This is a genomic window from Streptomyces sp. NPDC033174 (genome assembly GCF_055577795.1).
This window is the reverse complement of sequence record NZ_JBVIPQ010000012.1, coordinates 99,464-125,925: the sequence shown is the minus strand read 5'-3', so window position 1 is coordinate 125,925 and position 26,462 is coordinate 99,464. Positions and strand designations below refer to the sequence as shown.

General features: G+C 71.2%; 25 protein-coding genes and 1 riboswitch. Of the genes, 10 read left to right on the top strand and 15 right to left on the bottom strand.

Annotated features, from left to right (window positions below; translation table 11 throughout):
• Positions 1–56: 56 nt before the first annotated feature.
• Entirely contained in the window at positions 57–440 is a 384-nt protein-coding gene (locus ACZ5VC_RS30560; protein WP_469123214.1) for a hypothetical protein, read from the bottom strand.
• Positions 441–588: 148 nt separating this feature from the next.
• Here ACZ5VC_RS30560 and ACZ5VC_RS30555 point away from each other — a divergent pair, with 148 nt between their 5' ends.
• Genes ACZ5VC_RS30555 through ACZ5VC_RS30545 form a run of 3 tightly spaced genes read left to right on the top strand, consistent with a single transcriptional unit; the run spans position 589 to position 3,976 of the window.
• Positions 589–1,515 (top strand): MurR/RpiR family transcriptional regulator, encoded by a 927-nt coding sequence (locus ACZ5VC_RS30555; protein WP_469123213.1) that lies wholly within the window; start codon positions 589–591, stop codon positions 1,513–1,515.
• A 28-nt stretch (positions 1,516–1,543) separates the two neighbouring features.
• Positions 1,544–2,470: an N-acetylmuramic acid 6-phosphate etherase gene (murQ, locus tag ACZ5VC_RS30550; RefSeq protein ID WP_469123212.1), complete on the top strand. Its 927-nt coding sequence runs from the start codon at positions 1,544–1,546 to the stop codon at positions 2,468–2,470.
• A gap of 33 nt (positions 2,471–2,503) precedes the next feature.
• Positions 2,504–3,976, top strand: coding sequence for a PTS transporter subunit EIIC (locus tag ACZ5VC_RS30545; RefSeq protein ID WP_469123211.1), 1,473 nt, complete (start codon positions 2,504–2,506; stop codon positions 3,974–3,976).
• Between the two features lie 100 nt (positions 3,977–4,076).
• Here the strand turns inward: ACZ5VC_RS30545 and ACZ5VC_RS30540 are convergent, their stop codons facing one another.
• From ACZ5VC_RS30540 to thrC, 6 genes are all read right to left on the bottom strand, one after another.
• Complete coding sequence (locus ACZ5VC_RS30540; protein WP_469123210.1) at positions 4,077–5,294, bottom strand: S8 family peptidase; 1,218 nt, start codon at positions 5,292–5,294, stop codon at positions 4,077–4,079.
• Positions 5,295–5,419: 125 nt separating this feature from the next.
• Positions 5,420–5,917: an SRPBCC family protein gene (locus tag ACZ5VC_RS30535; protein ID WP_469123209.1), complete on the bottom strand. Its 498-nt coding sequence runs from the start codon at positions 5,915–5,917 to the stop codon at positions 5,420–5,422.
• A gap of 124 nt (positions 5,918–6,041) precedes the next feature.
• Positions 6,042–7,664, bottom strand: a complete 1,623-nt coding sequence (gene groL, locus ACZ5VC_RS30530; RefSeq protein WP_468712433.1) for a chaperonin GroEL — start codon at positions 7,662–7,664, stop codon at positions 6,042–6,044.
• 310 nt (positions 7,665–7,974) lie between these two features.
• The gene (locus ACZ5VC_RS30525) at positions 7,975–8,178 is read right to left on the bottom strand and encodes a cold-shock protein (protein ID WP_031073244.1); all 204 of its coding nucleotides are present in this window, start codon (positions 8,176–8,178) and stop codon (positions 7,975–7,977) included.
• Between the two features lie 409 nt (positions 8,179–8,587).
• Positions 8,588–8,866, bottom strand: a complete 279-nt coding sequence (locus ACZ5VC_RS30520; RefSeq protein WP_468712436.1) for a MoaD/ThiS family protein — start codon at positions 8,864–8,866, stop codon at positions 8,588–8,590.
• Positions 8,867–8,895: 29 nt separating this feature from the next.
• Positions 8,896–10,203 carry a threonine synthase gene (thrC, locus tag ACZ5VC_RS30515; protein ID WP_468712438.1) on the bottom strand — a complete coding sequence of 436 codons (1,308 nt, stop codon included), beginning with the start codon at positions 10,201–10,203 and terminating at the stop codon, positions 8,896–8,898.
• A 17-nt stretch (positions 10,204–10,220) separates the two neighbouring features.
• Positions 10,221–10,371, bottom strand: a riboswitch (SAM riboswitch).
• Positions 10,372–10,497: 126 nt separating this feature from the next.
• Here thrC and ACZ5VC_RS30510 point away from each other — a divergent pair.
• The gene (locus ACZ5VC_RS30510) at positions 10,498–11,439 is read left to right on the top strand and encodes a glucosyl-3-phosphoglycerate synthase (protein WP_469123232.1); all 942 of its coding nucleotides are present in this window, start codon (positions 10,498–10,500) and stop codon (positions 11,437–11,439) included.
• A gap of 413 nt (positions 11,440–11,852) precedes the next feature.
• Positions 11,853–13,229 (top strand): alpha,alpha-trehalose-phosphate synthase (UDP-forming), encoded by a 1,377-nt coding sequence (locus ACZ5VC_RS30505; RefSeq protein ID WP_469123208.1) that lies wholly within the window; start codon positions 11,853–11,855, stop codon positions 13,227–13,229.
• Positions 13,230–13,233: 4 nt separating this feature from the next.
• Here ACZ5VC_RS30505 and otsB read toward each other — a convergent pair whose 3' ends face one another.
• The 3 genes from otsB to ACZ5VC_RS30490 are packed head-to-tail and all read right to left on the bottom strand — an operon-like array spanning position 13,234 to position 15,745.
• Positions 13,234–14,076: a trehalose-phosphatase gene (gene otsB, locus ACZ5VC_RS30500; protein WP_469123207.1), complete on the bottom strand. Its 843-nt coding sequence runs from the start codon at positions 14,074–14,076 to the stop codon at positions 13,234–13,236.
• 60 nt (positions 14,077–14,136) lie between these two features.
• Positions 14,137–14,478 carry a DUF3263 domain-containing protein gene (locus ACZ5VC_RS30495; RefSeq protein WP_469123231.1) on the bottom strand — a complete coding sequence of 114 codons (342 nt, stop codon included), beginning with the start codon at positions 14,476–14,478 and terminating at the stop codon, positions 14,137–14,139.
• Positions 14,479–14,524: 46 nt separating this feature from the next.
• Positions 14,525–15,745, bottom strand: coding sequence for an ABC transporter substrate-binding protein (locus ACZ5VC_RS30490; RefSeq protein ID WP_469123206.1), 1,221 nt, complete (start codon positions 15,743–15,745; stop codon positions 14,525–14,527).
• 242 nt (positions 15,746–15,987) lie between these two features.
• On the opposite strand from ACZ5VC_RS30490, the gene ACZ5VC_RS30485 reads away from it, so the two are divergent.
• The 3 genes from ACZ5VC_RS30485 to ACZ5VC_RS30475 all read left to right on the top strand — a co-directional run bounded on the left by ACZ5VC_RS30485 (position 15,988) and on the right by ACZ5VC_RS30475 (position 19,139).
• Positions 15,988–16,938 (top strand): ROK family protein, encoded by a 951-nt coding sequence (locus ACZ5VC_RS30485; protein WP_469123205.1) that lies wholly within the window; start codon positions 15,988–15,990, stop codon positions 16,936–16,938.
• Positions 16,938–18,086 carry an N-acetylglucosamine-6-phosphate deacetylase gene (gene nagA, locus ACZ5VC_RS30480; protein ID WP_469123204.1) on the top strand — a complete coding sequence of 383 codons (1,149 nt, stop codon included), beginning with the start codon at positions 16,938–16,940 and terminating at the stop codon, positions 18,084–18,086. Before ACZ5VC_RS30485 ends, nagA begins: the two co-directional genes overlap by 1 nt.
• Positions 18,087–18,212: 126 nt before the next feature.
• Complete coding sequence (locus ACZ5VC_RS30475) at positions 18,213–19,139, top strand: 1-phosphofructokinase family hexose kinase (protein ID WP_469123203.1); 927 nt, start codon at positions 18,213–18,215, stop codon at positions 19,137–19,139.
• A 94-nt stretch (positions 19,140–19,233) separates the two neighbouring features.
• Here ACZ5VC_RS30475 and ACZ5VC_RS30470 read toward each other — a convergent pair whose 3' ends face one another.
• Both ACZ5VC_RS30470 and cdgB read right to left on the bottom strand, forming a co-directional pair.
• On the bottom strand, positions 19,234–20,169 hold the full coding sequence (locus ACZ5VC_RS30470) for a CBM35 domain-containing protein (protein ID WP_469123202.1): 936 nt from the start codon (positions 20,167–20,169) through the stop codon (positions 19,234–19,236).
• A gap of 120 nt (positions 20,170–20,289) precedes the next feature.
• Positions 20,290–21,987: a diguanylate cyclase CdgB gene (cdgB, locus tag ACZ5VC_RS30465; RefSeq protein WP_469123201.1), complete on the bottom strand. Its 1,698-nt coding sequence runs from the start codon at positions 21,985–21,987 to the stop codon at positions 20,290–20,292.
• A 375-nt stretch (positions 21,988–22,362) separates the two neighbouring features.
• On the opposite strand from cdgB, the gene ACZ5VC_RS30460 reads away from it, so the two are divergent.
• Positions 22,363–22,863 carry a flavin reductase family protein gene (locus ACZ5VC_RS30460; protein WP_469123200.1) on the top strand — a complete coding sequence of 167 codons (501 nt, stop codon included), beginning with the start codon at positions 22,363–22,365 and terminating at the stop codon, positions 22,861–22,863.
• Between the two features lie 120 nt (positions 22,864–22,983).
• Here ACZ5VC_RS30460 and arfB read toward each other — a convergent pair whose 3' ends face one another.
• Entirely contained in the window at positions 22,984–23,421 is a 438-nt protein-coding gene (gene arfB, locus ACZ5VC_RS30455; protein WP_469123199.1) for an alternative ribosome rescue aminoacyl-tRNA hydrolase ArfB, read from the bottom strand.
• 127 nt (positions 23,422–23,548) lie between these two features.
• Here arfB and ACZ5VC_RS30450 point away from each other — a divergent pair, with 127 nt between their 5' ends.
• Positions 23,549–24,124, top strand: a complete 576-nt coding sequence (locus ACZ5VC_RS30450; protein WP_468712465.1) for a TerD family protein — start codon at positions 23,549–23,551, stop codon at positions 24,122–24,124.
• A 118-nt stretch (positions 24,125–24,242) separates the two neighbouring features.
• Here the strand turns inward: ACZ5VC_RS30450 and ACZ5VC_RS30445 are convergent, their stop codons facing one another.
• Both ACZ5VC_RS30445 and ACZ5VC_RS30440 read right to left on the bottom strand, forming a co-directional pair.
• The gene (locus tag ACZ5VC_RS30445) at positions 24,243–25,619 is read right to left on the bottom strand and encodes a M1 family metallopeptidase (RefSeq protein ID WP_469123198.1); all 1,377 of its coding nucleotides are present in this window, start codon (positions 25,617–25,619) and stop codon (positions 24,243–24,245) included.
• A gap of 213 nt (positions 25,620–25,832) precedes the next feature.
• Positions 25,833–26,372: a GlcG/HbpS family heme-binding protein gene (locus tag ACZ5VC_RS30440; protein ID WP_468712469.1), complete on the bottom strand. Its 540-nt coding sequence runs from the start codon at positions 26,370–26,372 to the stop codon at positions 25,833–25,835.
• Positions 26,373–26,462: the final 90 nt, after the last annotated feature.

The window sequence follows — 26,462 nt, the reverse complement described above, 5'->3', positions numbered from 1 at the left end:
CCGTCCGGTCCCGCCGTGCGCCGCACGCCATCGCCCGCACGTCCCGGCGCCACGCCTCATGAGTCGTCGCCCGTGCCCATGCTCCCCGCGAGGCCACCGACCCGGGCCACCACCACCCCCGCCTTGGCGCAGACCCAGTGGGGGTCCGGGCCCAGTTCGGGTTCGACGTCGAGGGCGTGGGGGTCACCCGCGTCGCAGACCGGGCAGAGCGGCCAGCGTCCATAGCGTTCGAGGAGCGCGTCCTGGACGTCCTGGGCGACGAGCCCGGCGACGTACTCCGTGCCCTGGGGCCACTGTTCGACCCACCAACGGCGGTGCGTCACCGCGTCCTCGACCAGCGAGACGACCTCCGCCTGGGCGACGTCCCGGGCGATGAGGTCGGCGAGGACCAGCGCACGCGCGGCGTGCAGGGACTGCTCCAAGGGGTCTACCGCGTCCATGCAGCCATTGTCTCCCCACATGCCCCGGAGAAAAGCCCCGCCTCGGTCCCGGACTTCGGCCCCGCCTTCGGTCCCGGACTTCGGTCCCGGACTCCGAGGGGCGTCCGGAGGGGTTGACGACCCCAGAGGCCGAAAATATCTTTCAGATGTGACCAATGATGTGAAGGAAATTTTCACCGGCACGGGCGGCGACGCTCCCCCCGCGCCGGCCGCCCTCGCCGCCAAGGTGCGCACCCTCGCGCCCTCCATGACCCGCTCCATGCAGCGGGTCGCAGAAGCCGTCGCCGCCGACCCGGCCGGCTGCGCCGCCCTCACGGTCACCGGCCTCGCCGAGCTCACCGGGACGAGCGAGGCGACCGTCGTGCGCACCGCCCGCCTCCTCGGCTACCCCGGCTACCGCGACCTCCGCCTCGCCCTCGCCGGCCTCGCCGCCCACCAGCAGTCCGGCCGCGCCCCCTCGGTCACCGCCGACATCGCCGTCGACGACCCGATCGCCGACGTCGTCGCCAAGCTCGCCTACGACGAGCAGCAGACCCTCGCCGACACCGCCGCCGGCCTGGACACCGTCCAGCTCGGGGCCGCCGTCGCCGCGCTCGCGACCGCCCGCCGCATCGACATCTACGGCGTCGGCGCCTCCGGCCTCGTCGCCCAGGACCTCGGCCAGAAGCTCCTGCGCATCGGCCTGCTCGCGCACGCCCACAGCGACCCGCACCTCGCCGTCACCAACGCCGTCCAGCTCCGCTCCGGCGACGTCGCCATCGCGATCACCCACTCCGGCTCGACCGGCGACGTCATAGAACCGCTGCGGGTCGCCTTCGACCACGGCGCCACGACCGTCGCGATCACCGGCCGCCCGGACGGGCCGGTCTCGCAGTACGCCGATCACATCCTGACCACGTCCACGGCCCGCGAGAGCGAGCTGAGACCGGCCGCGATGTCCTCGCGTACCAGCCAACTCCTGGTCGTGGACTGCCTGTTCACCGGCGTCACGCAGCGAACGTACGAAACGGCGGCGCCCGCGCTCGCCGCCTCCTACGAGGCACTCGCCCACCGCCACTCCCCCCGCAGCCGCTGATACGGAACGTCGAAAGAGCCGCACATCCATGACCTCCGCATACGACGACCTGCGCGCCCAGCTGGCCACGCTCACCACCGAAGCCTTCCGCCCCGAGCTGGCCGAGATCGACCGGCTGCCCACCGCGGAGATCGCCCGGCTGATGAACGCCGAGGACCAGTCCGTCCCCGTCGCCGTCGCCGCCCAGCTCCCGGTCATCGCCGCCGCGATCGACGCCACCGCCGCCCGGATGGCCCGGGGCGGCCGGCTGATCTACGCGGGCGCCGGAACCGCCGGCCGGCTCGGCGTCCTGGACGCCAGCGAGTGCCCGCCCACCTTCAACACCGACCCGTCCTCCGTCGTCGGCCTGATCGCGGGCGGCCCCTCCGCGATGGTGAAGGCCGTCGAGGGGGCCGAGGACTCCAAGCCGCTGGCGGCCGAGGACCTGGACGCGCTGAAGCTCACCGCCGACGACACGGTGGTCGGCGTCTCCGCCTCGGGCCGTACGCCGTACGCGATCGGTGCGGTCGAGCACGCCCGGGCGCTCGGGGCACTCACCCTGGGGCTGTCCTGCAACAGGGACAGCGCCCTCGCGGCCGCCGCCGAACACGGCATCGAGGTCGTCGTCGGGCCCGAACTCCTCACCGGCTCCACCCGGTTGAAGGCCGGAACGGCCCAGAAGCTCGTCCTCAACATGATCTCGACGATCACCATGATCCGGCTGGGCAAGACGTACGGAAACCTCATGGTCGACGTGCGCGCCTCCAACGAGAAGCTGCGGGCGCGGTCGCGGCGGATCGTCGCGCTCGCCACGAACGCGCCGGACGAGGAGATCGAGGCGGCGCTCACGGCGGCCGAGGGCGAGGTGAAGACCGCGATCCTGATGATCCTCGCCGCGGTCGACGCGCCGACGGCCGAGCAGCTCCTGACCGGCTCGGGGGGCCATCTCCGCGCCGCGCTCCACGCCGCGACCTGAACCCCCTCCCCCACGCACAGCAAGGCCCCCCACATGAGCACAGACGACAAGAACCGCGTCACGGCCGCCGCGATCCTTCCCCTCGTCGGCGGCGCACAGAACGTCATCTCGGTCACCCACTGCATGACCCGCCTGCGTCTCGGCCTGCGCGACCGCTCCCTCGTCCAGGACGACGCGCTGACCGCGCTCCCGGCCGTACTGGGCGTGGTGGAGGACGAGACGTACCAGATCGTGCTCGGCCCGGGCACGGTCGGAAAGGTCACCCCGGAGTTCGAGGCGCTGGTGGCCCGGGAGCCGAAGGCGGCGGACGGCCTGGCCGCCCAGGGCGCCGCGCTCAAGGCCGACCGCACACGGCGGAACGCCACCCCCTTCAAGCTGCTGCTGCGCAGGATCGCGAACATCTTCGTGCCGCTGATCCCGGCCCTCATCGGCTGCGGCATCATCGCGGGCCTGAACGGCCTGCTGGTGAACCTGCGCTGGCTGCCCGCCGTCACCCCCGCGCTGACCGCCATCGCCTCCGGCTTCATGGCGCTGATCGCGGTCTTCGTCGGCTTCAACACGTCGAAGGAGTTCGGCGGTACGCCGATCCTGGGCGGCGCGGTCGCCGCGATCGTCGTCCACGCGGGCGTGGCGAAGGTCGTCGTCCTCGGCCAGGCGCTCTCACCCGGCCAGGGCGGCGTCCTGGGCGCGCTGGCCGCCGCGGCCCTGGCCGTGCAGGTCGAGAAGTGGTGCCGCCGCCGGATCCCGGAGGCGCTCGACGTCCTGGTCACCCCCACGCTCACCGTGCTCGTCGCGGGTCTGGTCACCGTCTTCGGCCTGATGTTCGTCGCCGGTGAGGTCTCCTCGGCGATCGGCTCCTTCGCCACCTGGCTGCTGGCCCACGCGGGCGCGGCCGCCGGCTTCGTCCTCGGCGGGCTCTTCCTCCCCCTGGTCATGCTCGGCCTCCACCAGGCCCTGATCCCCCTCCACACCACCCTGATCGAACAGCAGGGCCACACGGTCCTCCTGCCGATCCTCGCGATGGCGGGCGCGGGCCAGGTCGGCGCGGCGATGGCGGTCTATCTGAAGCTCCCCCGCAACGGATCGATCCGCCGCACCATCAAGTCGGCGCTGCCGGCGGGCTTCCTGGGCGTGGGCGAGCCGCTGATCTACGGCGTCTCGCTCCCGCTGGGCCGACCATTCGTCACGGCCTGCGTCGGCGGGGCGTTCGGCGGCGGTGTCGTGGGCCTGTTCAACATGCTGGGCACCCACGTCGGCTCCACGGCGATCGGCCCCTCGGGCTGGGCCCTCTTCCCCCTGCTCCACGGAAACAAGGGCCTCGCCGAGACGGTCGCGGTGTACGCGGGTGGCCTGTTCGCCGGTTATCTGACGGGCTTCGCCGCGACGTACTTCTTCGGCTTCAGCAAGCAGATGCTGTCCGACCTCGACAGGGACCCGGAGGACGGGACCGCCGAGACGCCGGCCGCCGGAGCCCCTGCGAAGGAGACGGCCAGGGCGAGGGTCTGACCGCAGCCGGCCCGCCCCATGGCTGCCGGGCGGGCCTCCTCCGCGAGGGCACCGGGGAGGAGGGCGGCGCCGGCCGGGACGGTGCGATGTGTTCGTACGGTCAGATGCCGTTCGTGAAGAGGATCCGGTTGGGCGAGGTCGCGTGGAGGGGCTTGATGACGTCCTTGGTGGAGTTGGCGGAGATCCAGCCGGCGACCTCCTCCGGCGTCGCGCCCGGGTGCGTCGTCCGGTACAGCAGGGCGGTACCGGCCACGTGCGGGGACGCCATCGACGTGCCGCTCAGGGCGACACCGCCGCCGCCCATCCTCGCCGAGACGATGTCCTTGCCCGGAGCGTAGACCCACACGCACGGACCCCAGTTGGAGAAGGAGGTCTCCTGGTCCAGGCTGTCGGTCGCGCCGGCCGTCACCACGTGCTCCGCGCTCGCCGGAGAGACCTCGCAGGCGTCCTGGGCGCTGTTGCCCGCGGCGACGACGACGGAGGTGCCCTGCAGAACGAGGGCGTCCACCGCGTCGTTCAGCACGTCGGACTTCGCGCCGCCGAGGGAGGCGTTGAGCACGCCAGGCCTGGCGGGGTGCAGCGCCGCGTGCGACGCCGCCCACTCGAGCCCGGCGATGACCCCGGAGTTGCTGCCGCTGCCCTGGCAGTCGAGGACCCGGACGCTGATGAGCCCGGCCTGAGGGGCGACTCCGTACGTCCGGCCGCCGATCGTGCCCGCGACATGCGTGCCGTGGCCCTGGCAGTCCGCCCCGCGCCGCGCCTCGCCCGGGAAGGCGTCGAAGCCGGGGACGGCGCGGCCCCCGAATTCCGTGTGCCCGTAGTCGATGCCGGTGTCGAGGACGTAGGCGTTTGCGCGCGCGCCGGTGGCCCGCGCGGTGAAGTCCCCGTCCAGCGGCAGGGCGCGCTGGTCGATCCGGTCCAGGCCCCACGCGGTGGTGGGGGCGGCCGGGGCGGTGCGGCCCGGACCCGCGTCCAGCGCGGTGACCTCGGCGTCCTGCTCGACGTCCCGGACCTCGGGGAGCGCCCTGATCTCGGCCAGCTGCGCGTCGGTGAGCTTGGCCGCGAAGCCCCGCAGCAGCTTGGTGAAGCTGAACAGCGGCGTGACACCCACCCCCCTGGCGGCGGCCTTGACGTCGCTCACCGGCTTGAGCCGGACGATGTACTGGCCGGGCACCGGCTTGGCCGAGAGGCGCAGCGGCGCGAGGGCGGTGCGCTCACCGTCCGTGGGGGCGGAGTGGGCGGAGGCGGACAGAGGGCCTGCGACGGCCAGGGCGGCCGTGGCGGCGGCCACGAGGGCGACTCTCATTCGGGTGGGCATGTGCGCGAGGGGACCACGTAGAAACGATCAAGGCAATCACCCGGGGTAGCAAGTCACACACTTTCCGTAGCGCCGTGTCGCCGTCAGTCACACCCGAACAGCCCCCGAGGCCGCGGCGCGCGGGATCAGGCGTCGGCGCGCTCCCACACCGGGTCCCGCAGATACTCGGCCAGGCGATCCAGCTCCTCCGCGACGCCCGCCTCCATGCCCGTCGCGAGGGCCTGGTCCCGGATCTCCTCCGACGGCCAGACCGACCTGCTGGTCAGCGCGGTCACGTCCGGCAGCGGCGCGTCGAAGGTCAGGGTGACGTGCACGGGCGGCCCCGGCATGAGTTCGAAGACCTCGGAGTAGACCAGGCGTTTGGGGCGCACGATCTCCTCGTAGGTGCCGGAGAACACCAGCTCCTGGCCGTCGCCGGCCCTCTGGCCCCAGCGCCAGGCGCCGCCCACGCGCAGGTCGATCTCGCAGGCGGTGGTCTCCAGCGCCCGCAGGCCGTACCAGTGGCGGACGTGCTCGGGCACGGTCCACGCCTCGAAGACCCGGCTGCGGGGGGCCTCGAAGACGCGCGTGACGACGAGCTCACGCTCCGACGGCGTACTCAGCTCGGTTACGTGCTTGGACATGATCCTGCCGCCCTCCTGGAAGCCGAGTGGCTCTCCCCTCCAGGGTCCGCGAAAGCGCCGAGGGCGGCACCCCCGCCAGGGGGTACCGCCCTCGGTCATGAACCAGGAGCTGCTGAGCCGGGGCTCAGAAGTCCATGTCACCGCCCGGCATGCCGCCCGGAGCGGCCGCGGAGGCCTTCTCCGGCTTGTCGGCGATGACGGCCTCGGTGGTCAGGAACAGCGCCGCGATGGAGGCCGCGTTCTGCAGAGCGGAACGGGTGACCTTCGCGGGGTCGATGATGCCCTCGGCGATCATGTCGACGTACTCACCGGTCGCGGCGTTCAGGCCGTGGCCGACGGGCAGGTTGCGCACCTTCTCGACGATGACGCCGCCCTCGAGACCACCGTTGACGGCGATCTGCTTCAGCGGGGCCTCCAGGGCGAGCTTCACGGCGTTGGCGCCGGTCGCCTCGTCACCCTCCAGGTCCAGCTTCTCGAAGACCGAGGAAGCCTGGAGCAGAGCCACGCCACCACCGGCGACGATGCCCTCCTCGACGGCCGCCTTCGCGTTGCGAACGGCGTCCTCGATGCGGTGCTTGCGCTCCTTGAGCTCCACCTCGGTCGCGGCGCCGGCCTTGATGACGGCCACGCCGCCGGCCAGCTTCGCGAGGCGCTCCTGGAGCTTCTCGCGGTCGTAGTCCGAGTCGGAGTTCTCGATCTCGGCACGGATCTGGTTCACGCGACCGGCAACCTGGTCGCTCTCACCGGCACCGTCGACGATCGTGGTCTCGTCCTTGGTGATGACGACCTTGCGGGCGCGGCCCAGCAGGTCCAGGCCGGCGTTCTCGAGCTTGAGACCGACCTCCTCGGAGATGACCGTGCCGCCCGTGAGGATGGCGATGTCGTTCAGCATCGCCTTGCGGCGGTCGCCGAAGCCCGGGGCCTTGACGGCGACGGACTTGAAGGTGCCACGGATCTTGTTGACGACCAGGGTCGACAGGGCCTCGCCCTCGACGTCCTCGGCGATGATCAGCAGCGGCTTGCCCGACTGCATGACCTTCTCCAGGAGCGGGAGCAGGTCCTTGACCGAGGAGATCTTGGAGTTGACGATCAGGATGTACGGGTCGTCGAGCGACGCCTCCATACGCTCCATGTCGGTGGCGAAGTACGCCGAGATGTAGCCCTTGTCGAAGCGCATACCCTCGGTGAGCTCGAGCTCCAGACCGAAGGTCTGGGACTCCTCGACGGTGATGACGCCTTCCTTGCCGACCTTGTCCATCGCCTCGGCGATGAGCTCGCCGATCTGGGTGTCGGCGGCGGAGATGGAGGCGGTCGAAGCGATCTGCTCCTTGGTCTCCACGTCCTTGGCCTGCTCGAGCAGGGCGCCGGAGACGGCCTCGACGGCCTTCTCGATGCCGCGCTTCAGGGCCATCGGGTTGGCGCCGGCGGCCACGTTGCGCAGGCCCTCACGGACGAGCGCCTGGGCCAGGACGGTCGCGGTGGTCGTACCGTCACCGGCGACGTCGTCCGTCTTCTTGGCGACTTCCTTGACCAGCTCTGCGCCGATCTTCTCGTACGGGTCCTCGAGCTCGATCTCCTTGGCGATGGACACACCATCGTTGGTGATCGTGGGGGCGCCCCACTTCTTCTCGAGGACGACGTTCCGGCCCTTGGGGCCAAGGGTGACCTTGACGGCGTCGGCGAGCTGGTTCATCCCGCGCTCGAGACCGCGCCGTGCCTCCTCGTCGAACGCGATGATCTTGGCCATGTGAAGTGGTCCTCCCGGACTGGGGTGGATAGCGACGGACTGTGTGGCGCCCGCGACGGACGGCCTGCCTGCCTGTGTGGTTCCTTGCCCCACCCGGCCTGCGGGCCTCGCCGACCCAGTCCTTCTGTCACTCTCACGTGGAGAGTGCTAACGCCAATGATTAGCACTCGGGGTAGGAGAGTGCAAGCTCCTCTCGGGGTCCGGGCAGGCGTCGGACCGACGGGGCCCGGGCACGCACGAGGGGCCCGCGTCCCTGGTGGGATGCGGGCCCCTCGGCGTGAGTGCGTCGGTGGCCGAAATCGCGCCGTGCTCAGCCGGCGAGCTTGACCATGTCCGCCTGCGGACCCTTCTGGCCCTGCGAGATCTCGAACTCGACTCGCTGACCTTCTTCAAGGGTGCGGTAACCGTCCATCTGGATCGCGCTGTAGTGGACGAAAACATCCGCACCACCGTCGACCGCGATGAAGCCGTACCCCTTCTCCGCGTTGAACCACTTGACGGTGCCCTGAGCCATGCCTAACTCCCCTGTTACTGGCCCTTGCGCAGGACCGCACTTCGCGGACCCTGGGTCAGACCTCGCTCACCGCAGGTAGGTGAACGTGCGCCGGAACGCGTCGACCGCGGCTGAATGTATCTGCCCAACTGCCCTCTGCAACAGGTCAGTCGGACGAGAATTCTGGGCGGAGCCGAACGGAAGATTTCAGCGAATTGCCAATATTCCGGGGCAAGTCGGGCCCGACAAAGGGAACATTGGGTGCAAGGGGATCGAACACTTTGGCTGCTTCTTATCGTGTGCGGGCGCATTCTCATATGCGGGCGGCACAAGCAGCGGCGGGGACTTCCCCAACTCTACCGCGTTCAACCATGCAGAATTGCCCCCTCCGCTTCTTGGGCGGAGGGGGCAATGGGCATTTCGCGAGAAGTCAGCAACCGCCCGCGACGGCCGGGATGATCGACACGCCCGCCCCGTCCGGCGTCGCCGTCTCGAGACCCTGCTCGAAGCGGACGTCGTCGTCGTTCACGTACACGTTGACGAAGCGGCGCAGCTTGCCCTGGTCGTCCAGGACGCGGGCCGCGATGCCCGTGTGGTTCTTCTCCAGGTCCGCGATGACCTCGGAGAGGGTCGAGCCCTGCGCCGAGACCTCGGCCTGGCCGCCCGTGTACGTACGGAGGATGGTGGGGATGCGGACGTTGACGCTCATGGTCGTTCTGCCTTCCGTTGCGTGAGTGGTCAGCCGGCCAGGCCGGCGTCGCGGAACGCGTCCAGGCTCGGGCGGATCGTCGCGGTCGGTCCCGTGGTCGGGGAGACCGCGTCGAGGGTCTTGAGGCCGTCGCCGGTGTTGAGCACGACCGTGGTGAGGGCCGGGTCGAGCAAGCCGTCCTCGATCAGCTTCCGGGTCACGCCGACGGTCACGCCGCCCGCGGTCTCCGCGAAGATGCCCTCCGTACGGGCGAGGAGCTTGATCGCGTCGACGATCTGCTCGTCGTTGACGTCCTCCACCGCGCCGCCGGTGCGGCGGGCGATGTCCAGGACGTACGGGCCGTCGGCCGGGTTGCCGATCGCCAGGGACTTGGCGATCGTGTTCGGCTTCTGGGGCCGTACGACATCGTGGCCGGCCTTGAAGGCGGCGGACACCGGCGAGCAGCCCTCGGCCTGCGCACCGAAGATCTTGTAGGGCTTGTCCTCGACCAGGCCCAGCTTGATGAGCTCCTGGAGACCCTTGTCGATCTTCGTGAGCTGCGAGCCGGAGGCGATCGGGATCACCAGCTGGTCGGGAAGCTGCCAGCCGAGCTGCTCGCAGATCTCGTACGCCAGGGTCTTGGAGCCCTCGCCGTAGTACGGGCGCAGGTTGACGTTGACGAAGCCCCAGCCCTCACCGAGCGGGTCGCCGATGAGCTCGGAGCAGAAGCGGTTGACGTCGTCGTAGTTGCCCTCGATGCCGACGAGCTCACCGCCGTACACCGCGGCCATGACGACCTTGCCCTGCTCCAGGTCGTGCGGGATGAACACGCACGAGCGGAATCCGGCCCGGGCGGCCGCGGCGCCGACCGCGCCGGCCAGGTTGCCGGTGGAGGAGCAGGAGAGGGTGGTGAAGCCGAAGGCGCGGGCGGCCTCCAGCGCCTGGGCCACGACGCGGTCCTTGAAGGAGTGCGTCGGGTTGCCGGAGTCGTCCTTGATGTACAGGCCACCGGTCACGCCCAGCTCACGGGCGAGGTTGTCGGCCTTGACCAGCTTGGTCCAGCCGGGGTTCAGGTTCGGCTTGGTGGCCACGTCCGCCGGGACGGGCAGCAGCGGCGCGTAGCGCCAGATGTTGTCGGGACCGGCCTCGATCTGCTTGCGCAGGGACTCGGGGTCACCGACGGGAAGGTCGTACGCGACTTCCAGCGGGCCGAAACACAGCTCGCAGGCGAAGATCGGGCCGAGGGGGAAACGCTCACCGCATTCGCGACAGGAAAGTCCCGACGCGGGACCGAGGTCGACGGTGGTGGCGGTGGTGTCGCTGGTGTTTCCGGTGCTTGCAACAGTCTGCGCAGCCATGGAGGCGAGGCCCTTTCTCCTCATCTTTCCCATGACGAACGTCGCCATGAGACGGATTTGGCACCTTCCCTAGCCGGGAGCCTCGCTGCGCAGTGACTGCGGACGAGACCGGCTGGAGGGTTGCCGGGGCTTCAACGGGCCGTTTCCCTCTGCCCCTCTGGATGAGCGGTATTCGATTGTGTGTGTCTCCGCGTGAGGACCCCCGACATACGACGGCCATCCGCGTTGTTCAAGACTGTAACCGAACCCCCGGACGGTTGAGATGGTCGTCCGATCCGCGAGATGGAGATCACTTTGCTGGATGAGGTGGAGCGCTGGCTGACCCGGCGGTCCTGGTCCGTGGCTGACCGCCCGCTCGACCAGCTGCTCGCGGCCAAGCGTGGTACGACGGTCAGCGTCGTGCTGCCCGCGCTGAACGAGGAGGCGACGGTCGGCGACATCGTCTCCGTGATCCGGCGCGAGCTGATGTCCGCCGCCGTGCCGCTCGTGGACGAACTGGTCGTCGTCGACTCCGGCTCCACGGACCGTACGGCCCAGGTCGCGGCCGCGGCCGGGGCGCGCGTGGTGGCGCGGGACTCGATCCTTCCCCGCATCCCGGCCGTGCCGGGCAAGGGCGAGGTCCTGTGGCGGTCGCTGATGGTGACCGGCGGGGACGTCGTCTGCTTCGTCGACGCGGACCTGAGGGACTTCTCGGCGGACTTCGTCTCGGGGATCGTGGGCCCGCTGCTGACCGATCCCGGGATCGACTTCGTCAAGGCGATGTACGACCGGCCGCTGGGCGACGCCCCGGGCCAGGGCGGCCGGGTGACCGAGCTGGTGGCCCGGCCCCTGCTCAATCTGCACTGGCCGCAGCTGGCCGGCTTCGTGCAGCCGCTCGGCGGTGAGTACGCGGCGCGGCGCTCACTGCTGGAGCGGCTGCCCTTCCCGGTCGGCTACGGGGTCGAGCTGGGCCTGCTCGTCGACGCGCTGCACACGGTGGGTCTCGACGCGCTGGCGCAGGTGGACGTCGGCGTGCGCAAGCACCGCCACCAGGACGGGCAGGCGCTGGGGCGGATGGCGGCGGCGATCTACCGGACGGCGCAGCTGCGGCTGTCGCGGGGCCATCTGGTGCGGCCGCGGCTGACCCAGTTCGAGCGCGGCGAGGACGGTTTCGTACCGCTGACCCATCAGGTCGACACGGAGGAGCGTCCGCCGATGGCGTATGTCGTGGAGTACCGGCAGCGTCGCGTGGCGTAACACCAAATGATCATATGTTTTGTCTACCTTTCCGTTTTATGTGGATCAGACACGGATTGAGAGCATGCGTCGTCGGTGCGCTGGCGACCGCCCTGGTGACCCCCCTACCCGTTCCGGCCAGCGCGGCGGGACGCCATTTGGCCCACAACGACAGCGGCACGGAGCAGCTGTGGCTCCTGGCGGGCGTCGCGCTGACGCTGGCCGCGATCGGCGCGATCGCGCTGGCGGCGGTGCGGAGCCGCCGCGACCTCTGAACCGGGCCGCCGTCGGCGCGTCCTTCCTCCCCCGTCCACCGGCGTCCCGCCATGGATCCCGCCACGGATCCCGCCATTCGTGACCGGTTTCACGGCCGGGCTCCCCCGGGAGCCCGGCCGTACGTTTGAGCGTTTGGCCCGCGGGCTAGGTTTCGGCACATGTCTTCTGTACTCGTCGCCTCGAACCGCGGTCCGGTGTCCTACGTGCAGCGAGAGGACGGCACGCTCGACGCGCGGCGGGGCGGGGGCGGGCTCGTGTCCGGCCTGAGTGCCGTGTCCGGGGAGGACAGCCTGTGGGTGTGCGCGGCCCTGAGCGACGGCGACCGCATGGCCGTGCGGTCCGGCATCGGCGAGGCGGGCGTACGGATGCTCGACATCGATCCCGCCGTGCACGCCGACGCGTACAACGGCATCGCGAACTCGGTGCTCTGGTTCGTCCACCACATGCTCTACCAGACCCCGCTGGAGCCGGTCTTCGACAAGGAGTTCCGGCGGCAGTGGGGTGCGTACGAGGCGTACAACCGGGCCTTCGCCGAGGCGCTGGCGGCCGAGGCGGCGGACGGGGCCTCGGTCATGGTGCAGGACTACCACCTGGCGCTGGTGCCGGGGATGCTCCGCGAGCTCCGCCCCGACCTGCGGATCGGTCACTTCTCGCACACCCCGTGGGCCCCGCCCGAGTACTTCCGGATGCTGCCCGACGACATCGCGGAGCAGTTGCTGCGGGGAATGCTCGGCGCGGACCGGGTGGCGTTCCTGACACGGCGGTGGGCGGACGCCTTCGCCGCGTGCTGCGACGCCGTGGTGGGTGGCACGGGCCGTACCTCGCTCGGGGTCCACGGCCTCGGCGCGGACGCGGACTTCCTGCGCGAGCGCTCCCGGAGATCCGATGTGGAGGACCGGCTCGCCGCGCTGCGCGAGCAGATCGGCGGCCCGGACCGGCGGGTGATCGTCCGGGTCGACCGGACGGAGCTGTCGAAGAACATCGTGCGGGGACTGCTGGCCTACCGGACCCTGCTGGAGGACCACCCCGAGTGGCACGGCCGGGTGGTGCACGTCGCCTTCGCCTACCCCTCGCGGCAGGACCTCGCGGTCTACCGCGAATACACGGCGCAGGTCTCCCGCGTCGCGCAGGAGATCAACTCCCGCTTCGGGACCGACGACTGGACCCCGGTCGTCCTCCACGTCAAGGACGACTTCGCCCGCTCCCTGGCCGCGTACCGGCTGGCGGACGTGGCCCTGGTCAACCCCATCCGGGACGGCATGAACCTGGTCGCCAAGGAGATCCCGGTCGTCTCCGACCGGGGCGTTGCGCTGGTGCTGTCCCGGGAGGCGGGGGCGTACGAGGAGCTGCGCGACGACGCGATCACGGTGAATCCGTACGACGTGACGGGCACAGCGGCGGCGCTCCACGAGGCCCTGACCATGCCGGACGGCGACCGCGCCGAGCGCACCAAACGCCTGGCGGCGGCTGCGACGGCACTGCCGCCGCAGCGGTGGTTCCTGGACCAGCTGGAAGCGCTGGGCCAGGGCGACTGATCCCCTACCGGGGGACCATGATCGCGTCCCTCAGTGACCTGAGCAGCCTCACGACCCCCTCCGGGCCGGGCACCAGCAGGTCCGCCCGGTCCGCGAGTTCAGGGACCTCGGACGAGCCGCTGCACACCAGCAGTCCCGGCACCCCGTCCGACCGCAGCTTCTCCACGGCCGCGAAGGCCGCCAGGTCACCCAGGTCGTCCCCCGCGTACAGCACGGCCCCGGCGCCGGTCTCCCGCAGGTACTCCGAGAGCGCGACGCCCTTGTCCATGCCCGGCGGGCGCAGTTCCAGGACGAGTCGGCCCGGTTCGACGACGAGGCCGTGCCGGGCGGCCAGGTCGGCGAGCGGCTCGCGCAGCGCCTCGAACGCGGCCTGCGGGTCCGCGGCGCGGCGGGTGTGGACGGCGACCGCGCGGCCCTTCTCCTCGATCCAGGTCCCGCGCCAGGCGCCCGCCCGGTCGAGGACCCCGGGGAGCTCCGCGCGGACTGCGGCGACGCCGGGGTGGGCGGGCGCGGCCCGCACGGTGCCGGTGACGGCATCCCAGCGCTCGGCGCCGTAGTGACCGAGGACGACGAGGTGCTCCAGGCCCGGAACGCCGGCGAATCCGCCGTACCGGACGGCGACCCCGGCGGGCCGCCCGGTCACCACGGCGACCGATGCGATGTGCGGGGCGAGGCCGGCGAGGACCGGAGCGGCCTCCGGGTGGGCCCGGGCCTGCTCCGGGTCGGGGACGATCTCGGCGAGGGTGCCGTCGAAGTCGAGTGCGACGACGGCCTGCTCCGGGCGGGCCAGGAGCGCGGCGAGGCCGTCACGGCCGGCGGGTGTCGTGGGATGCGGAAGGCTGCCCATGCGTCGACCCTATCGAGCGGGGCGGAAGGCGGCCATGGCGCCCACGGAAGTCCCCACGAATCAGCGGCGCTCCCGGCGCGCGTCGCGGACGCGACGGAGCCGGTTGACGGTCACCGGGTCGTGGGCCAGGGCGCGCGGATCGTCGAGGAGGGCGTTCAGGAGCTGGTAGTAGCGCGTGGCGGAGAGCCCGAGCCGCTCCCGTACGACCCGCTCCTTGGCGCCGGGGCCGGGCCACGACCGCCGCTCCAGGGCGAGCACGGCGAGGTCGCGGTCGCTGAGACCGCCGGCCGGGCCCGCGACGACGTCGGTCCGGTCCGGCGCATGGGTCGGGTCCTGCGCGTCGGTCGGGTCCGAAACAGCGGTCCCGTCCGGCGCGTCGGCGGGGCCGTCGGCCGGGCCCAGGGGCTCGGAGGGGCCGGGGGGCGTGCTCGCGGTCATACGAGCCAACTTATTCGGCGTTCTCCGCCGCCGTCGCGTCGCGGCCTATCTGGTTCAGTACGACCCTCGGCGAACCGCCGGGCGCGACCGCCTTGCCGATGTTCTTCTTGATGTTCTCGCTGACCTGCGCCCAGGACGTCTTGCCGACCGGCGGGAGCTGCGCGGTCGGCAGCTCGTCGAGGAACGCCCGCAGATTCGCGTGGGACGGGTCCTGCCGCATGGCGTCGCTGGTGCTGACGGTGACCGGCAGCAGATCGTTGTCCCCCGCGAACTTCAGCACGTTCTCGTCGCTGAAGACGAAGTTGAGGAACTCGCCGATCTCGCGGCGGTGGTTGTTCTGCTTGAAGCCCATGATCCAGTCGGCGACGCCCATCGCGGACCTGGCCTTGCCGTTCATGCCGGGCAGTGCCACCTCGCCGACCTTCACGCCGTTCTTCTCCGCCTCCTGCATCAGCGAGGGGTGGCCGTTGAGCATGCCGACCTCTCCGCGCGAGAAGGCGGCGAAGGCCTCCTTGCGGTTGAGCTTCCCCGGCTCGACCGGCCCGGTGAGCTCCTTGTCGACCAGGTTCTTCTTCACCCAGTCGAAGGTCTTGATGTTTTCTTCGGACTCGATCGTGTAGCGGCCGACGTCGTCGGTGTAGCCGTCGCCGCCGCTGAGCAGCCACATCAGCGTCTCGGCCTGCGCCTCCTCCGGGCCCAGGGGCAGCGCGAAGGGGTACTTCACCTTCTTCTTCCGCAGCTTCTCGGCGTCCTTGGCGAGCTCGTCCCAGGTCGTCGGCGCGCCGTCGATACCGGCCTGCTCGAAGAGGTCCTTGTTGAAGAACAGCAGCCGGGTGGAGGCGGCGAAGGGCAGCCCGTACTGAACGTTCTTCATCTGCCCGGCGGCGACGAGCGGAGCGAGGAAGTTGGCCTGGACGGGTACGGAGAGCAGCTCGTCGGCGGAGTAGAGCTGGTCGGCCGCGGCGTAGTCGGCGTACGCGCCGATCTGCGCCATGTCGGGTGCCCGGTCGGCCTTGACCATCTCGGCGACCTTGCGGTCGACGTCGTTCCAGGACTCGACCTGGACCTGGATCTTCACCCCGGGGTGCTTGGTCTCGTACGCGGCGACCAGTTCGGCCCAGTACCGCTTGGTGGAGTCGCCACCGTTGAGGTCGTAGTCCGCGGCGACCAGCGTGAGGGTGACGTCACCGGAATCGCCGGTGGTACCGCAGCCCGACAACGTTGCCGTCATACCGAACGCCGCGATCGTCGCGGTGATTGCCAAGAAGCGCCGCTGCACAGCCCTGTCCCACCCTTTACTCATCATTGAGCTGCGATTTTCCCCCATGAAACGGGATGAGGTCTACACCAGTTGCATATCGCTTCCGCAACACACGCCCGGCGGGCGGATGAACGTCCGCGGATTTGTATGCGAACGCAACAATCCTCAGCAGTGGACTAGACCTTTCCTGGGTCACGGGCCAGACTGTCCCCGTGAGACACGTCATCGCCCTCGATGTGGGCGGCACCGGTATGAAGGCCGCCCTCGTCGGGGCGGACGGGGCACTGCTCCACGAAGCGCGCCGCGCCACTGGACGCAAGCGCGGCCCCGAGGCCGTCGTCGACACGATCCTCGGGTTCGCCGCCGAGCTGCGCGCGTACGGGCAGGAGCGCTACGGCCGGCCCGCCGCGGCCGCCGGGGTCGCCGTGCCCGGAATCGTCGACGCCGAGAACGGCATCGCCGTCTACGCCGCGAACCTCGGCTGGCGCGACGTCCCCATGCGCGCCCTGCTGAGCAAGCGCCTCGACGGCGTCCCCGTCGCCCTCGGGCACGACGTCCGCACCGGCGGTCTCGCCGAGGGCCGGATCGGCGCGGGACAGGGCGCCGACCGGTTCCTCTTCGTCCCGCTCGGCACCGGCATCGCCGGCGCCATCGGCATCGGCGGCTCCATCGAGGCGGGCGCCCATGGCTACGCCGGCGAGATCGGACACATCGTCGTACGGCCCCAGGGCCCCGCATGCGGCTGCGGCCAGCGCGGCTGCCTGGAGACCCTCGCCTCCGCCTCCGCGGTCACCCGCGCCTGGGCCGAGGCCTCCGGCGACCCCGCCGCCGACGCCGCCGACTGCGCCAAGGCCGTCGAATCCGGCGACCCCGCCGCCGTACGGGTGTGGCAGGACGCCGTCGACGCCCTCGCCGACGGCCTGGTCACCGCGCTCACCCTGCTGGACCCCCGCACGCTCATCATCGGTGGCGGTCTCGCCGAGGCCGGTGAAACCTTGTTCACACCACTGCGGGCCGCCGTCGAGGAACGCGTGACGTTCCAGAAGCTGCCCGCCATCGTCCCGGCGGCCCTCGGGGACACCGCCGGATGCCTGGGCGCGGGGCTCCTCGCCTGGGACCTGCTCGCCACCCCCACCGAGCCCGACCCGGAGGTATCCGCCTGATGGCCGATCGCAAGGTTCTCGCCGGCGCCCGCGTAGTGCTGCCGACCGGAATCGTCGAGAACGGGCGGGTGATCGTCGAGAACGACCGCATCGTGGGCGGCACCGCCCCGGACAGCGCGGCCTCCCTCGACCTCTCCGGCCACTGGGTCGTGCCGGGCTTCGTCGACATCCACAACCACGGCGGCGGCGGCGCCTCCTTCACCAGCGGCAGCCTCGACGAGGTCCTGACCGGCATCCACACCCACCGGCTGCACGGCACGACCACCCTCGTCGCCTCCTTCGTCACCGGCGAGGCGGACTTCCTCAGACAGCGCGCCGGGCTGCTCTCCGAGCTGGCCGAGCAGGGTGACATCGCCGGCATCCACTTCGAGGGCCCGTTCATCTCGCCGTGCCGCAAGGGCGCCCACGACGAGACGCTGCTGCGCGACCCCGACCCGGCCGAGGTCCGCAAGCTGATCGACGCGGCGCGCGGACGGGCCACGATGGTCACCCTCGCCACCGAGCTGCCCGGCGGCATCGACTCCGTACGGCTGCTCGCCGAGCACGGCGTGATCGCCGCGATCGGCCACACGGACGCGACGTACGAGCAGACGCGCGAGGCCATCGACGCGGGCGCGACCGTCGCCACGCACCTCTACAACGCGATGCCCGCCCTCGGCCACCGCGCGCCCGGCCCCGTCGCGGCGCTCCTGGAGGACGAGCGGATCACCGTCGAGCTGATCAACGACGGCACGCATCTGCACCCCGCCGCCCTGGAGCTGGCCTTCCACCACGCCGGCCACGACCGGGTCGCCTTCATCACCGATGCCATGGACGCGGCCGGCTTCGGTGACGGCATCTACCACCTGGGGACGCTGGAGGTCGAGGTGAGGGAGGGCGTCGCACGGCTCGTCGAGGGCGGCTCGATCGCGGGCTCCACGCTCACCCTGGACACGGCGTTCAAGCGGGCCGCGACCGTCGACCGGCTGCCCGTCGAGTCGATCGTGCGGGCGATCTCCGCCAACCCGGCGAAGCTCCTCGGCATGGACGACCGGATCGGCTCGCTGGAGCCGGGCAAGTACGCGGACCTGGTCGTCCTGGACGCCGACTTCACGCTCAAGGGCGTGATGCGCAGGGGCGCTTGGGTGGTCGAGCCCCACCTGGGCTGATCCGTCCGCGCGCTCCGGCAAGGCGGTTGGCCCGGGGGTCTGGGCCAACCGCCCTCCGTTTGGCATGATCGTGGCGCGTACGGGGACAGCAAGCGCGTTCTGCACGGGGATTGACAGGGTGTACTGGTGATTCTGACGGTCACGCTCAACACCGCGCTCGACATCACCTACCAGGTCCCCGCGCTCGTCCCGCACGCCTCCCACCGCGTCACCGAGGTGACCGAACGCCCCGGCGGCAAAGGCCTCAACGTCGCCCGCGTGCTGGCCGCCCTCGGCCACGAGACGGTCGTCACCGGCTTCGCGGGCGGCGCGACCGGGGAGGTACTGCGCGGCCTCCTGGCCGTCGGGCCGGTGCGCGACGCGCTGGTCCCGGTCACCGGCACCACCCGCCGCACCCTCGCCGTCGTCGACGCGGCGTCCGGCGACACCACCCAGCTCAACGAGCCGGGGCCGCACATCTCCCCCGGCGAATGGGCCGCGTTCCTCACCGCCTACGAGCGGCTCCTGCGCGAGGGCTGCGCGGCGGTCGCGCTCTGCGGCAGCCTGCCGCCCGGCATCCACGTCGGCGCCTACGCCGAGCTGATACGACTCGCCCGCACCGCCGGCGTCCCCGCCCTCCTCGACACCAGCGGCGAGCCGCTGCGCCGGGGCATCGCCGCCCGCCCCGACCTGGTCAAGCCCAACGCCGACGAACTCGCCCAGCTCACCGGCTCCCGCGAACCCCTGCGCGCCACCCAGGACGCCCGCCGCCGCGGCGCACACGCCGTCGTCGCCTCCCTCGGCCCGAACGGCATCCTGGCGGCGACGGCCGACGGCACCTGGCAGGCCACCCCACCGGCCACGGTCAAGGGCAACCCCACGGGCGCCGGCGACTCCACGGTCGCGGGCCTCCTCTCAGGCCTGGTCGAACACCTCCCCTGGCCGGACCGCCTGTCCCGCGCGGTGGCCCTGTCCACGGCGACGGTCCTGGCACCGGTGGCGGGCGAGTTCGACGCGGAGGCGTACGGGGAGCTGCTCACGCGGGTCGTGGTCCGGGAACACGCGGCGGCATGACACACGGGTCCCCGCACACGAAAACGCCGCACAACAACTCGTCCCGGCTCGCGAGCGAGACCGGGACGAGGTGGATGACGGGACGGCGACGTGATCAGGCGTTGGGCCGGACCTCGAGCCAGTCGAGGATCGCGTCGCACTGATTGCCCTGCTCGCACGAGATCTTGATCTCGTTGTCGCCCTCCTGGAGGTCGACCGGCGCCCAGGTGGTCTGCCAGTTGTTCTCCCACGCGGGGTCCGTGGAGTGGCGGAAGTTCTTCAGCCCTATGGGGCTGGTGTTCGCCTTGCCGTTGACGGTCAGCGTCGCGTTCGCGTCGACCATCGGGATGGCGTAGCGCACATACAGCTTGTACCTGCCGGCCTGCTCCAGCTTCGCCTTCCAGGTGACCGAGGCGCCCACCGCGTTGAAGCCGGTGACATACGCGCCGTCCGTGCCCTCGGCGCCCTTGATGTCCTTGGCGAGCATCGCCGGCGGGCCGAGCTTCAGCGTCGCCGCGTCCTGCTTCGGGAGCTTCTGCTGCGGCTTGTCCTCGCCGGAGGGCTCCGCGCTCGGGGACTCCTGGACCTTCGTCGGGCCGCCGCCGGCGTTGTTGTTCGAGCCGGCGCCGTTCTTGTCCTTCTCGCCGCCGTTGGTGAGCAGCGCCGCCGTGATGCCGATCACCACGACCGCGACCACCGCGATCGCGCCGATCAGCAGACCCCGGGTGTTGGGGCCGTCACCGCGGCCGCCGCGCTGGGGCGGGCGGGCGCCGCCCTGCGGGGGGACCTGGCCGTAGGTCTCGGGGGCGGCGTACTGCGCGGCCGGCTGCGCGTACTGCTGCTGCGACACCTGGCCGTACTGGCGCTCGCCGACCGTCCTGACCTGGTTGTACGACGTTCTGGGAACGCCGGGCTGCGCGGCCGGACCGGGGTAGCCGTAGCCACCGCCCTGGCGCGGCGACTGAGCGCCCGACGCCTGTCCGTCCGCATACAGGTAGCCGAACGGATCGTCGTTCTCGGGCGTGTTCGCGCCGTCGTTACCGGCAGCCATCCCTGGTCACTCCTATCCATGCTCGCCAGCCGTCGCCGACCGGCCGAGCCTACCCCGAACGGGCCACCCCGGGCCCCGGCCCTTGACAGGCGGGGGCCTCCCGCGCACCGGGAGCGCCGGCTATCCGGCCCGGCGGTGGACCTTGGCGCGGGAGCGCTTTTCGATGTACATCCGCTGGTCGGCGGAGTTCAGGACCTCTTCGACGGTCATGCCGCACTCCGCCCAGCCGATGCCGAAGCTGGCCCCGACGCGGACCGCCCGTCCGTCCACCCGGATCGGCGGAATGATGGCGTTGCGCAGGCGTACGGCCAGGTCGGCGGCGTCGGCGGCACCGAGGCCGTCGGCGAGGACGACGAATTCGTCACCCCCGAGCCGGGCGACGGTGTCCCCGTCCCGTACGCCGGTGGTGAGCCGGCGCGCGACCTCGATCAAGACCGCGTCACCGGTGTGGTGCCCGAAGCGGTCGTTGATCGACTTGAAGCCGTCGAGGTCGCAGAAGAGCACCGCGAGGCCCTTCGTACCGTCGTCGATGTCACCACCGGTGGGCGCGACGGTGTGCACATGGTGGTCGTACGGTCCGCCGGCCGCCATCCGGTCGAAGTCGAAGCCATCGGCGCGAAAGCTGTGCTCGTAGTCACGGTGCTCGTACTCCCCGGGCTGCGGGTACTCGCCGTACTCGCGCCGGTCCGCGAACGCCGCGTCCAGCGCCTCCACCGCCGTGGTCCGCGCCGCCCCGGGCCGCTCGCACAGCCGGGAGCTGAGGCGGGCACGCAGCTCGGCGCTGTTGGGCAGGCCGGTGAGCGAGTCGTGCGAGGCCCGGTGGGCGAGCTGCAGCTCATGACGCTTGCGCTCCTCGATGTCCTCGACATGGGTGAGGAGGAAGCGGGGGCCGTCGGTGGTGTCGGCGACGACGGAGTTGCGCAGCGAGACCCATACGTACGTGCCGTCACGCCGGGCGAGCCGGAGCTCGGCGCGGCCGCCCTCGGCGGAGGTCCGCAACAGGGTGCCGATGTCCTCGGGGTGGACGAGGTCGGAGAAGGAGTAGCGGCGCATCACGGACGCGGGGCGGCCGAGCAGTCGGCACAGCGCGTCATTGGTGCGCAGCAGCCGGCCGTGCTGGTCGCCGCCCATCTCGGCGATGGCCATGCCGGAGGGGGCGTATTCGAAGGCCTGCCGGAAGGACTCCTCGCTGGCGCGCAGCGCCTGCTGCTCGCGCTCCAGGCGGACCAGGGCGCGCTGCATGTTTGCTCGCAGACGTGCGTTGCTGATCGCAATCGCCGACTGGGAGGCGTACATCTGCAGGGCCTCCTGGCCCCAGGGCCCGGGGTGTCTGCCGTTGCGGGGCCGGTCGACCGAGATCACGCCGAGAAGCTCGCGTCCGCTGCCGGACGCGTACATGGGGGCGTAGAGCCGGTCCTGCGGGTGCCACTCGTCCTCGAAGCGCGGAGCGGGACCCTCGGTGTGCCACTGCGGCACGTCGTCCTCGATGAGGACCCATCCCTCGGTGTGCGGTATGAACCGCAGGTCACCCCAGGCCTCACCCATCGAGAGGCGGCGTTCCCAGGAGGCGCGGGAGCCGACCCGGCCGGTGATCAGGGCTTCGGCGGCGGGGCTGCCGGCGAAGGCGGCGACGACCAGGTCACCGTCGGGGCGTACGAGATTCACGCAGGCCAGCTCGTAGTTGAGCCCCGCGACGATGCCGTCGGCGACGGTCTGCAGCGTGTCAGCCAGGCTGCGGGCCGTGTTGAGGTCGGCCACGGCCTGATGCAGCTGCCGCAGGGTCGCAAGGCGGACGTACGGCTCCGACTCGGTCTCCATTGCTCGCTCTCCCCGAGACCTCGACAGCAACTCCTGGGTTCTCATCGGCACTCCTGCTGCACTGTCCCAGCCACTGAATCACAGCGAGCTGTGCACCCGGTACACAGGGTCAACAATTCCTGGCCTCTGTGACTCAAGTCACAAACGATGATGAAGGGTGGCACGGGAAGCGCGGGAGCGCTCCATCGCTTTATTGAACGCAAATTGAACACCCGGCCATTGCTCCGTGCGCCGTGCGGGTCGCAGGTGCACCCTCGGTCCTAGGACCGGACTGGTCCCAAGGCCCGATGCGCCGGCCGGACGGCCGCAGCTAGCGTGCCGGGTGTGTTGCAGACGACTCCCGCCCCCGCCCATGCCATCCCCCATCCTGAGGGGGTGAGCAACGACGAGTTCCGTGCGGCGATGTCCCGGCTGGCCGCCGGCGTGGTCCTGGTGACGGCCCACTCCCCCGACGAGGGCCCCTACGGCGAGGACGTCGGCATGACCGCGACGGCGTTCATGTCCGTCTCGCTGGACCCTCCCCTGGTCATGGTCAGCCTGCGGAACGGCTCCCGCATGGACGACCTGCTGGCTGAGGAGCCGATGTGGGGCGTGTCCGTGCTGTCGGAGAACCAGCGGCACGTGGCCGGGCGATTCGCCATGAAGGGCCGGATCAGCGACCGGCTGCTCTTCGAGGACATCCCGCACTCGCGCGGCGACATCTGCGGGGCGCCGCTGATCGGCGGCGCGCTGGCGGTACTTGAGTGCCGCACCGAACAGCGGGTCGAGGCGGGCGACCACACGCTGGTGATCGGCCGGGTCCTGCGGGCGGCGCTGCCGAGCGCGGAGAACGGACCGCTGCTGCACTTCAAGGGCCGCTACCGGCATCTGGGATAGCGGGGGCCCGGCTGTCGCGGCGCCGCGTCCGGGCACGGCGTCGGCGAGACCACACCGAGCACCATGACGGGCACCACGCCGAGCACCATGACGGGCGCCGGAACGACGAGCGGGAACCGACTACGTCCAGCCCTGGCCCGACCGGCCCCGCTTCGTCTCCGCCCGCGCCTTCTTCTGCCGCAGCCGCCGCTCGTTGATCCCCCTCGGGATCCGCGTCGCACGGCGGGGCTTGGGCGGCGGCGCCGTCGCCTCGGCCAGCAGGGACGCCAGCCGCACCGCCGCCGTCTCACGGTTGCGCCACTGCGAGCGGTGCTCCGAGGACCGTACGGTGACCACCCCGCCGACCAGGCGGGAGGCGAGGTGCTCCAGGGCCCGCTCCTTCCACACCGGCGGCAGCGACTCCGTCGCCGCGAGGTCGAAGCGCAGCTCCACCTGGGAATCACTGGTGTTGACGTGCTGGCCGCCCGGGCCCGAGGAGCGCGAGAAACGCCACTTGAGCTCGGCCTCCGGCAGGGAGACGGAGCCTCTGATGACATAGGGACCGGACATGCGGTTCATGTTCCCCGTTCCCGCCCCTTTCCGTCACCCTCTTTTCGGCTCCTGGAACCAGTCCGCTACGCGCCGCGTTATGGGGGATGACGGGTCCGGCCACTGGGCGGGACGATCACGAGGAAAGGCACTCCCCATGGCTGTAAGCCTGTCCAAGGGCGGCAACGTTTCGCTGACCAAGGAGGCGCCGGGCCTGACCGCCGTCACGGTGGGCCTCGGCTGGGACGTCCGTACGACCACGGGCACCGACTTCGACCTCGACGCCTCGGCGATCGGCGTGAACCCCACGGGCAAGGTCGCGTCCGACGCGCACTTCGTCTTCTTCAACAACAAGTCGACGCCGGACCAGACGATCGTGCACACCGGTGACAACCGCACCGGTGAGGGCGGCGGCGACGACGAGCAGATCAACGTCAACCTCGCGGGCCTCCCCGCCGATGTCGACAAGATCGTTTTCCCGGTCTCCATCTACGACGCGGTGAACCGCTCGCAGAACTTCGGCCAGGTGCGCAACGCGTACATCCGCATCGTCAACCAGGCCGGCGGCGCCGAGCTCGCCCGCTACGACCTGAGTGAGGACGCCGCCACCGAGACCGCGATGGTCTTCGGCGAGCTGTACCGCAACGGCGCGGAGTGGAAGTTCCGCGCGGTGGGCCAGGGTTACGCGTCGGGCCTCGAGGGCATCGCCCGTGACTTCGGCGTCAGCATCTGACGGAATGCGGCTGTTGGCGCGTACTTCCTGACGCAGCGCCGTACCGAGCCCCGGCGGAAGCCCCCGCCGGGGCTCGGTGCGTCCCCAGGACCTTCCGGCAGGACCCGAAAGACGGGTTCTAGGGACGGGCCGGCTTCTCGTCCCCGTACAGCCAGACGTCCCACAGCTTCGTCAGATCCCGGCCGGACACCTTCTCCACATAGGCGGTGAAGTCCTCGGTGGAGGCGTTGGCGTGGCGGTACTTCGCGGGCCAGCCCGCCAGGATCTCGTAGAAGGTGTCGTCGCCCACCGCCTCACGGATCTTGTGCAGGACCATCGCGCCGCGCCCGTACACCGGGGCGTCGGAGATCTCCTCGGCGGTCGGTGGTTCGGCGGGCGGGAAGGCCCAGTTGTCGTCATCGGCGAAGGCCGCCTCGAAGCTGTCACAGGCCGGGGTGTCCTCGAAGTCCTCCGCGTACAGCCACTCCGCGTACGTCGCGAAGCTCTCGTTCAGCCACATGTCCTGCCAGGAAGCGGGTGACACGGAGTTGCCGTACCACTGGTGGGCCAGCTCGTGGACGAGCGTCGCGGTGTCGAAGGCCGCTTGGGGGAAGACGGGCCGGGTCTGTGTCTCCAGGGCGTAGCCGAGGTCGCCGGTCCGCTCGACGATCGCACCGGCGGAAGAGAAGGGGTACGGGCCGAAGTTCTCCGTCTGCCACTCCAGCAGCTCGGGGATGCGGGCGAGCAGCGGGCCGCTCGCGGCGGTGACGGCCGGGTCGGTGGCGGTGAGCACCGGCGGGCGGGAGGGCGTGCTCCTGGTGTCGTACCGGCCGATGGCGAGCGTGGCCACATAGCTCGCCATCGGCTCGGCGCAGTGCCAGACGGCGGTGGTGCGGCCGTTCGCGGTGCGCTGGGACCGCAGTTCGCCGTTGGACAGCGCCCGCAGCCCGGCGGGGACGGTGACGGTGATGTCGTACGTCGCCTTGTCGGAGGGGTGGTGGTTGCCGGGGAACCACGCCATGGAGCCGGTCGGTTCGCCCACGGCGAGGGCTCCGTCGGCGGTCCGCAGCCAGCCCTCCTCCGAGCCGTCCGCGTCGGTGATCTTCTCCGGGGCGCCCGAGTACGTGACGGTCGCGCGGAACGTGCTGCCCTTGCGCAGGTCGTCGCCGGGGCGCACCGTCAGCTCGTTGCCGGCGCGGCTGACGGCGGCCGGAGCGCCGTCGACGGTGGCGCCGTCGACCGTCAGCCCGGCCAGGTCGAGGTTGAAGGCGCTGAGGTCCTGCGTGGCCCGGGCGGTGATCTCGGCGGTGCCGACGAGCCGGTGGCGGCCGGGGTCGTAGTCCAGGGTCAGGGCGTAGTGGCTGACGTCGTAGCCGCCGTTGCCGAGCTTGGGGAAGTACGGGTCGCGCATTCCGGAGGCGCCGGGGGTGCCGTGAACGCCGCTGCCGGTGCAGCCGGAGGCCAGCAGGGCGACAACGGCTGCGGTCAGGGCACAGGCACGGCTTCGCGGTTCCACCACGTGATCATATGCGCGGAATATCCGGGTCCGGGCGGGGCGTCCGGGGCCCATAGGAACGCGGGGTCGCGGCGGGTGCGCGCGCAAGGGGCGGCGGGAGGCCGCGTGGGCGCCCGGGAGACCCGGGCGCCCACCGAGCGCGCTCACTTGTCCAGCTGCTTGAACGGCTACCTGTCCCGCCGGTCGGCTTGGTTGGCCGGTTACTCGGCCGGACTACTTGTCCAGGGAGGCGACGCCCGCCTGGGCGAACTTCTCGTCCAGGTCGCCGCTCGGCGCGCCCGCCACGCCGATGCCCGCGATCGGCGCGCCCTTCGCCGTGACCGGGGCGCCGCCCGCGAGGAACAGCGTGCCCGGGATGTCCTTCAGGTTCGGGGCCTGCGCGAGCCGCTTCGCCAGCTCGGAGGTCGGCGCGTTCCAGGAGACCGCGGTGAACGCCTTGCGCTCGGCGGACTCGGGCGACTGCGGGCCGGCGCCGTCGCCGCGCAGGGTGACGATGGTGTTGCCGTTGCGGTCGACGACGGCGACGGAAACCCGCTGGTTCTCCTTGCCGGCGGCCTCCAGGACGGCCTGGGCGGCCTCGGTCGCGGCCGCGACCGTCAGGTGGGTGGACTGCTGGAGGTTGCCGTGCGCGGCGTCGGCCTCGACGTTCGAACGGCTCTCGGCCGCCGGGGCGGACGCGCTGGCGGAGACGGCGCCGAAGGTACCGGCGGCGAGGGCGGCAGCGACGGTCGCACCGATCAGGATCTTCTTCATGGGGAGGGCTCCTCGGACGTGGGGTGGCGGGGCGGGGGTCGTTCGCCCTGCCTTCGATCCTGGGGCCGTGTCCGGGGCCGTACGGTCCAC

What these genes read in the sequence shown, in the direction of transcription:
- ACZ5VC_RS30540 (WP_469123210.1), bottom strand. Translation starts at nt 5,294, where the DNA reads ATGCCCACCCGAATGAGAGTCGCCCTCGTGGCCGCCGCCACGGCCGCC.
- arfB (WP_469123199.1), bottom strand. Translation starts at nt 23,421, where the DNA reads ATGAACCGCATGTCCGGTCCCTATGTCATCAGAGGCTCCGTCTCCCTG.
- thrC (WP_468712438.1), bottom strand. Translation starts at nt 10,203, where the DNA reads ATGGCTGCGCAGACTGTTGCAAGCACCGGAAACACCAGCGACACCACC.
- ACZ5VC_RS30545 (WP_469123211.1), top strand. Translation starts at nt 2,504, where the DNA reads ATGAGCACAGACGACAAGAACCGCGTCACGGCCGCCGCGATCCTTCCC.
- ACZ5VC_RS30560 (WP_469123214.1), bottom strand. Translation starts at nt 440, where the DNA reads ATGGACGCGGTAGACCCCTTGGAGCAGTCCCTGCACGCCGCGCGTGCG.
- ACZ5VC_RS30450 (WP_468712465.1), top strand. Translation starts at nt 23,549, where the DNA reads ATGGCTGTAAGCCTGTCCAAGGGCGGCAACGTTTCGCTGACCAAGGAG.
- ACZ5VC_RS30490 (WP_469123206.1), bottom strand. Translation starts at nt 15,745, where the DNA reads ATGACGGCAACGTTGTCGGGCTGCGGTACCACCGGCGATTCCGGTGAC.
- ACZ5VC_RS30505 (WP_469123208.1), top strand. Translation starts at nt 11,853, where the DNA reads ATGTCTTCTGTACTCGTCGCCTCGAACCGCGGTCCGGTGTCCTACGTG.
- otsB (WP_469123207.1), bottom strand. Translation starts at nt 14,076, where the DNA reads ATGGGCAGCCTTCCGCATCCCACGACACCCGCCGGCCGTGACGGCCTC.
- cdgB (WP_469123201.1), bottom strand. Translation starts at nt 21,987, where the DNA reads ATGGAGACCGAGTCGGAGCCGTACGTCCGCCTTGCGACCCTGCGGCAG.
- ACZ5VC_RS30470 (WP_469123202.1), bottom strand. Translation starts at nt 20,169, where the DNA reads ATGGCTGCCGGTAACGACGGCGCGAACACGCCCGAGAACGACGATCCG.
- groL (WP_468712433.1), bottom strand. Translation starts at nt 7,664, where the DNA reads ATGGCCAAGATCATCGCGTTCGACGAGGAGGCACGGCGCGGTCTCGAG.
- ACZ5VC_RS30535 (WP_469123209.1), bottom strand. Translation starts at nt 5,917, where the DNA reads ATGTCCAAGCACGTAACCGAGCTGAGTACGCCGTCGGAGCGTGAGCTC.
- ACZ5VC_RS30525 (WP_031073244.1), bottom strand. Translation starts at nt 8,178, where the DNA reads ATGGCTCAGGGCACCGTCAAGTGGTTCAACGCGGAGAAGGGGTACGGC.
- nagA (WP_469123204.1), top strand. Translation starts at nt 16,938, where the DNA reads ATGGCCGATCGCAAGGTTCTCGCCGGCGCCCGCGTAGTGCTGCCGACC.
- murQ (WP_469123212.1), top strand. Translation starts at nt 1,544, where the DNA reads ATGACCTCCGCATACGACGACCTGCGCGCCCAGCTGGCCACGCTCACC.
- ACZ5VC_RS30440 (WP_468712469.1), bottom strand. Translation starts at nt 26,372, where the DNA reads ATGAAGAAGATCCTGATCGGTGCGACCGTCGCTGCCGCCCTCGCCGCC.
- ACZ5VC_RS30520 (WP_468712436.1), bottom strand. Translation starts at nt 8,866, where the DNA reads ATGAGCGTCAACGTCCGCATCCCCACCATCCTCCGTACGTACACGGGC.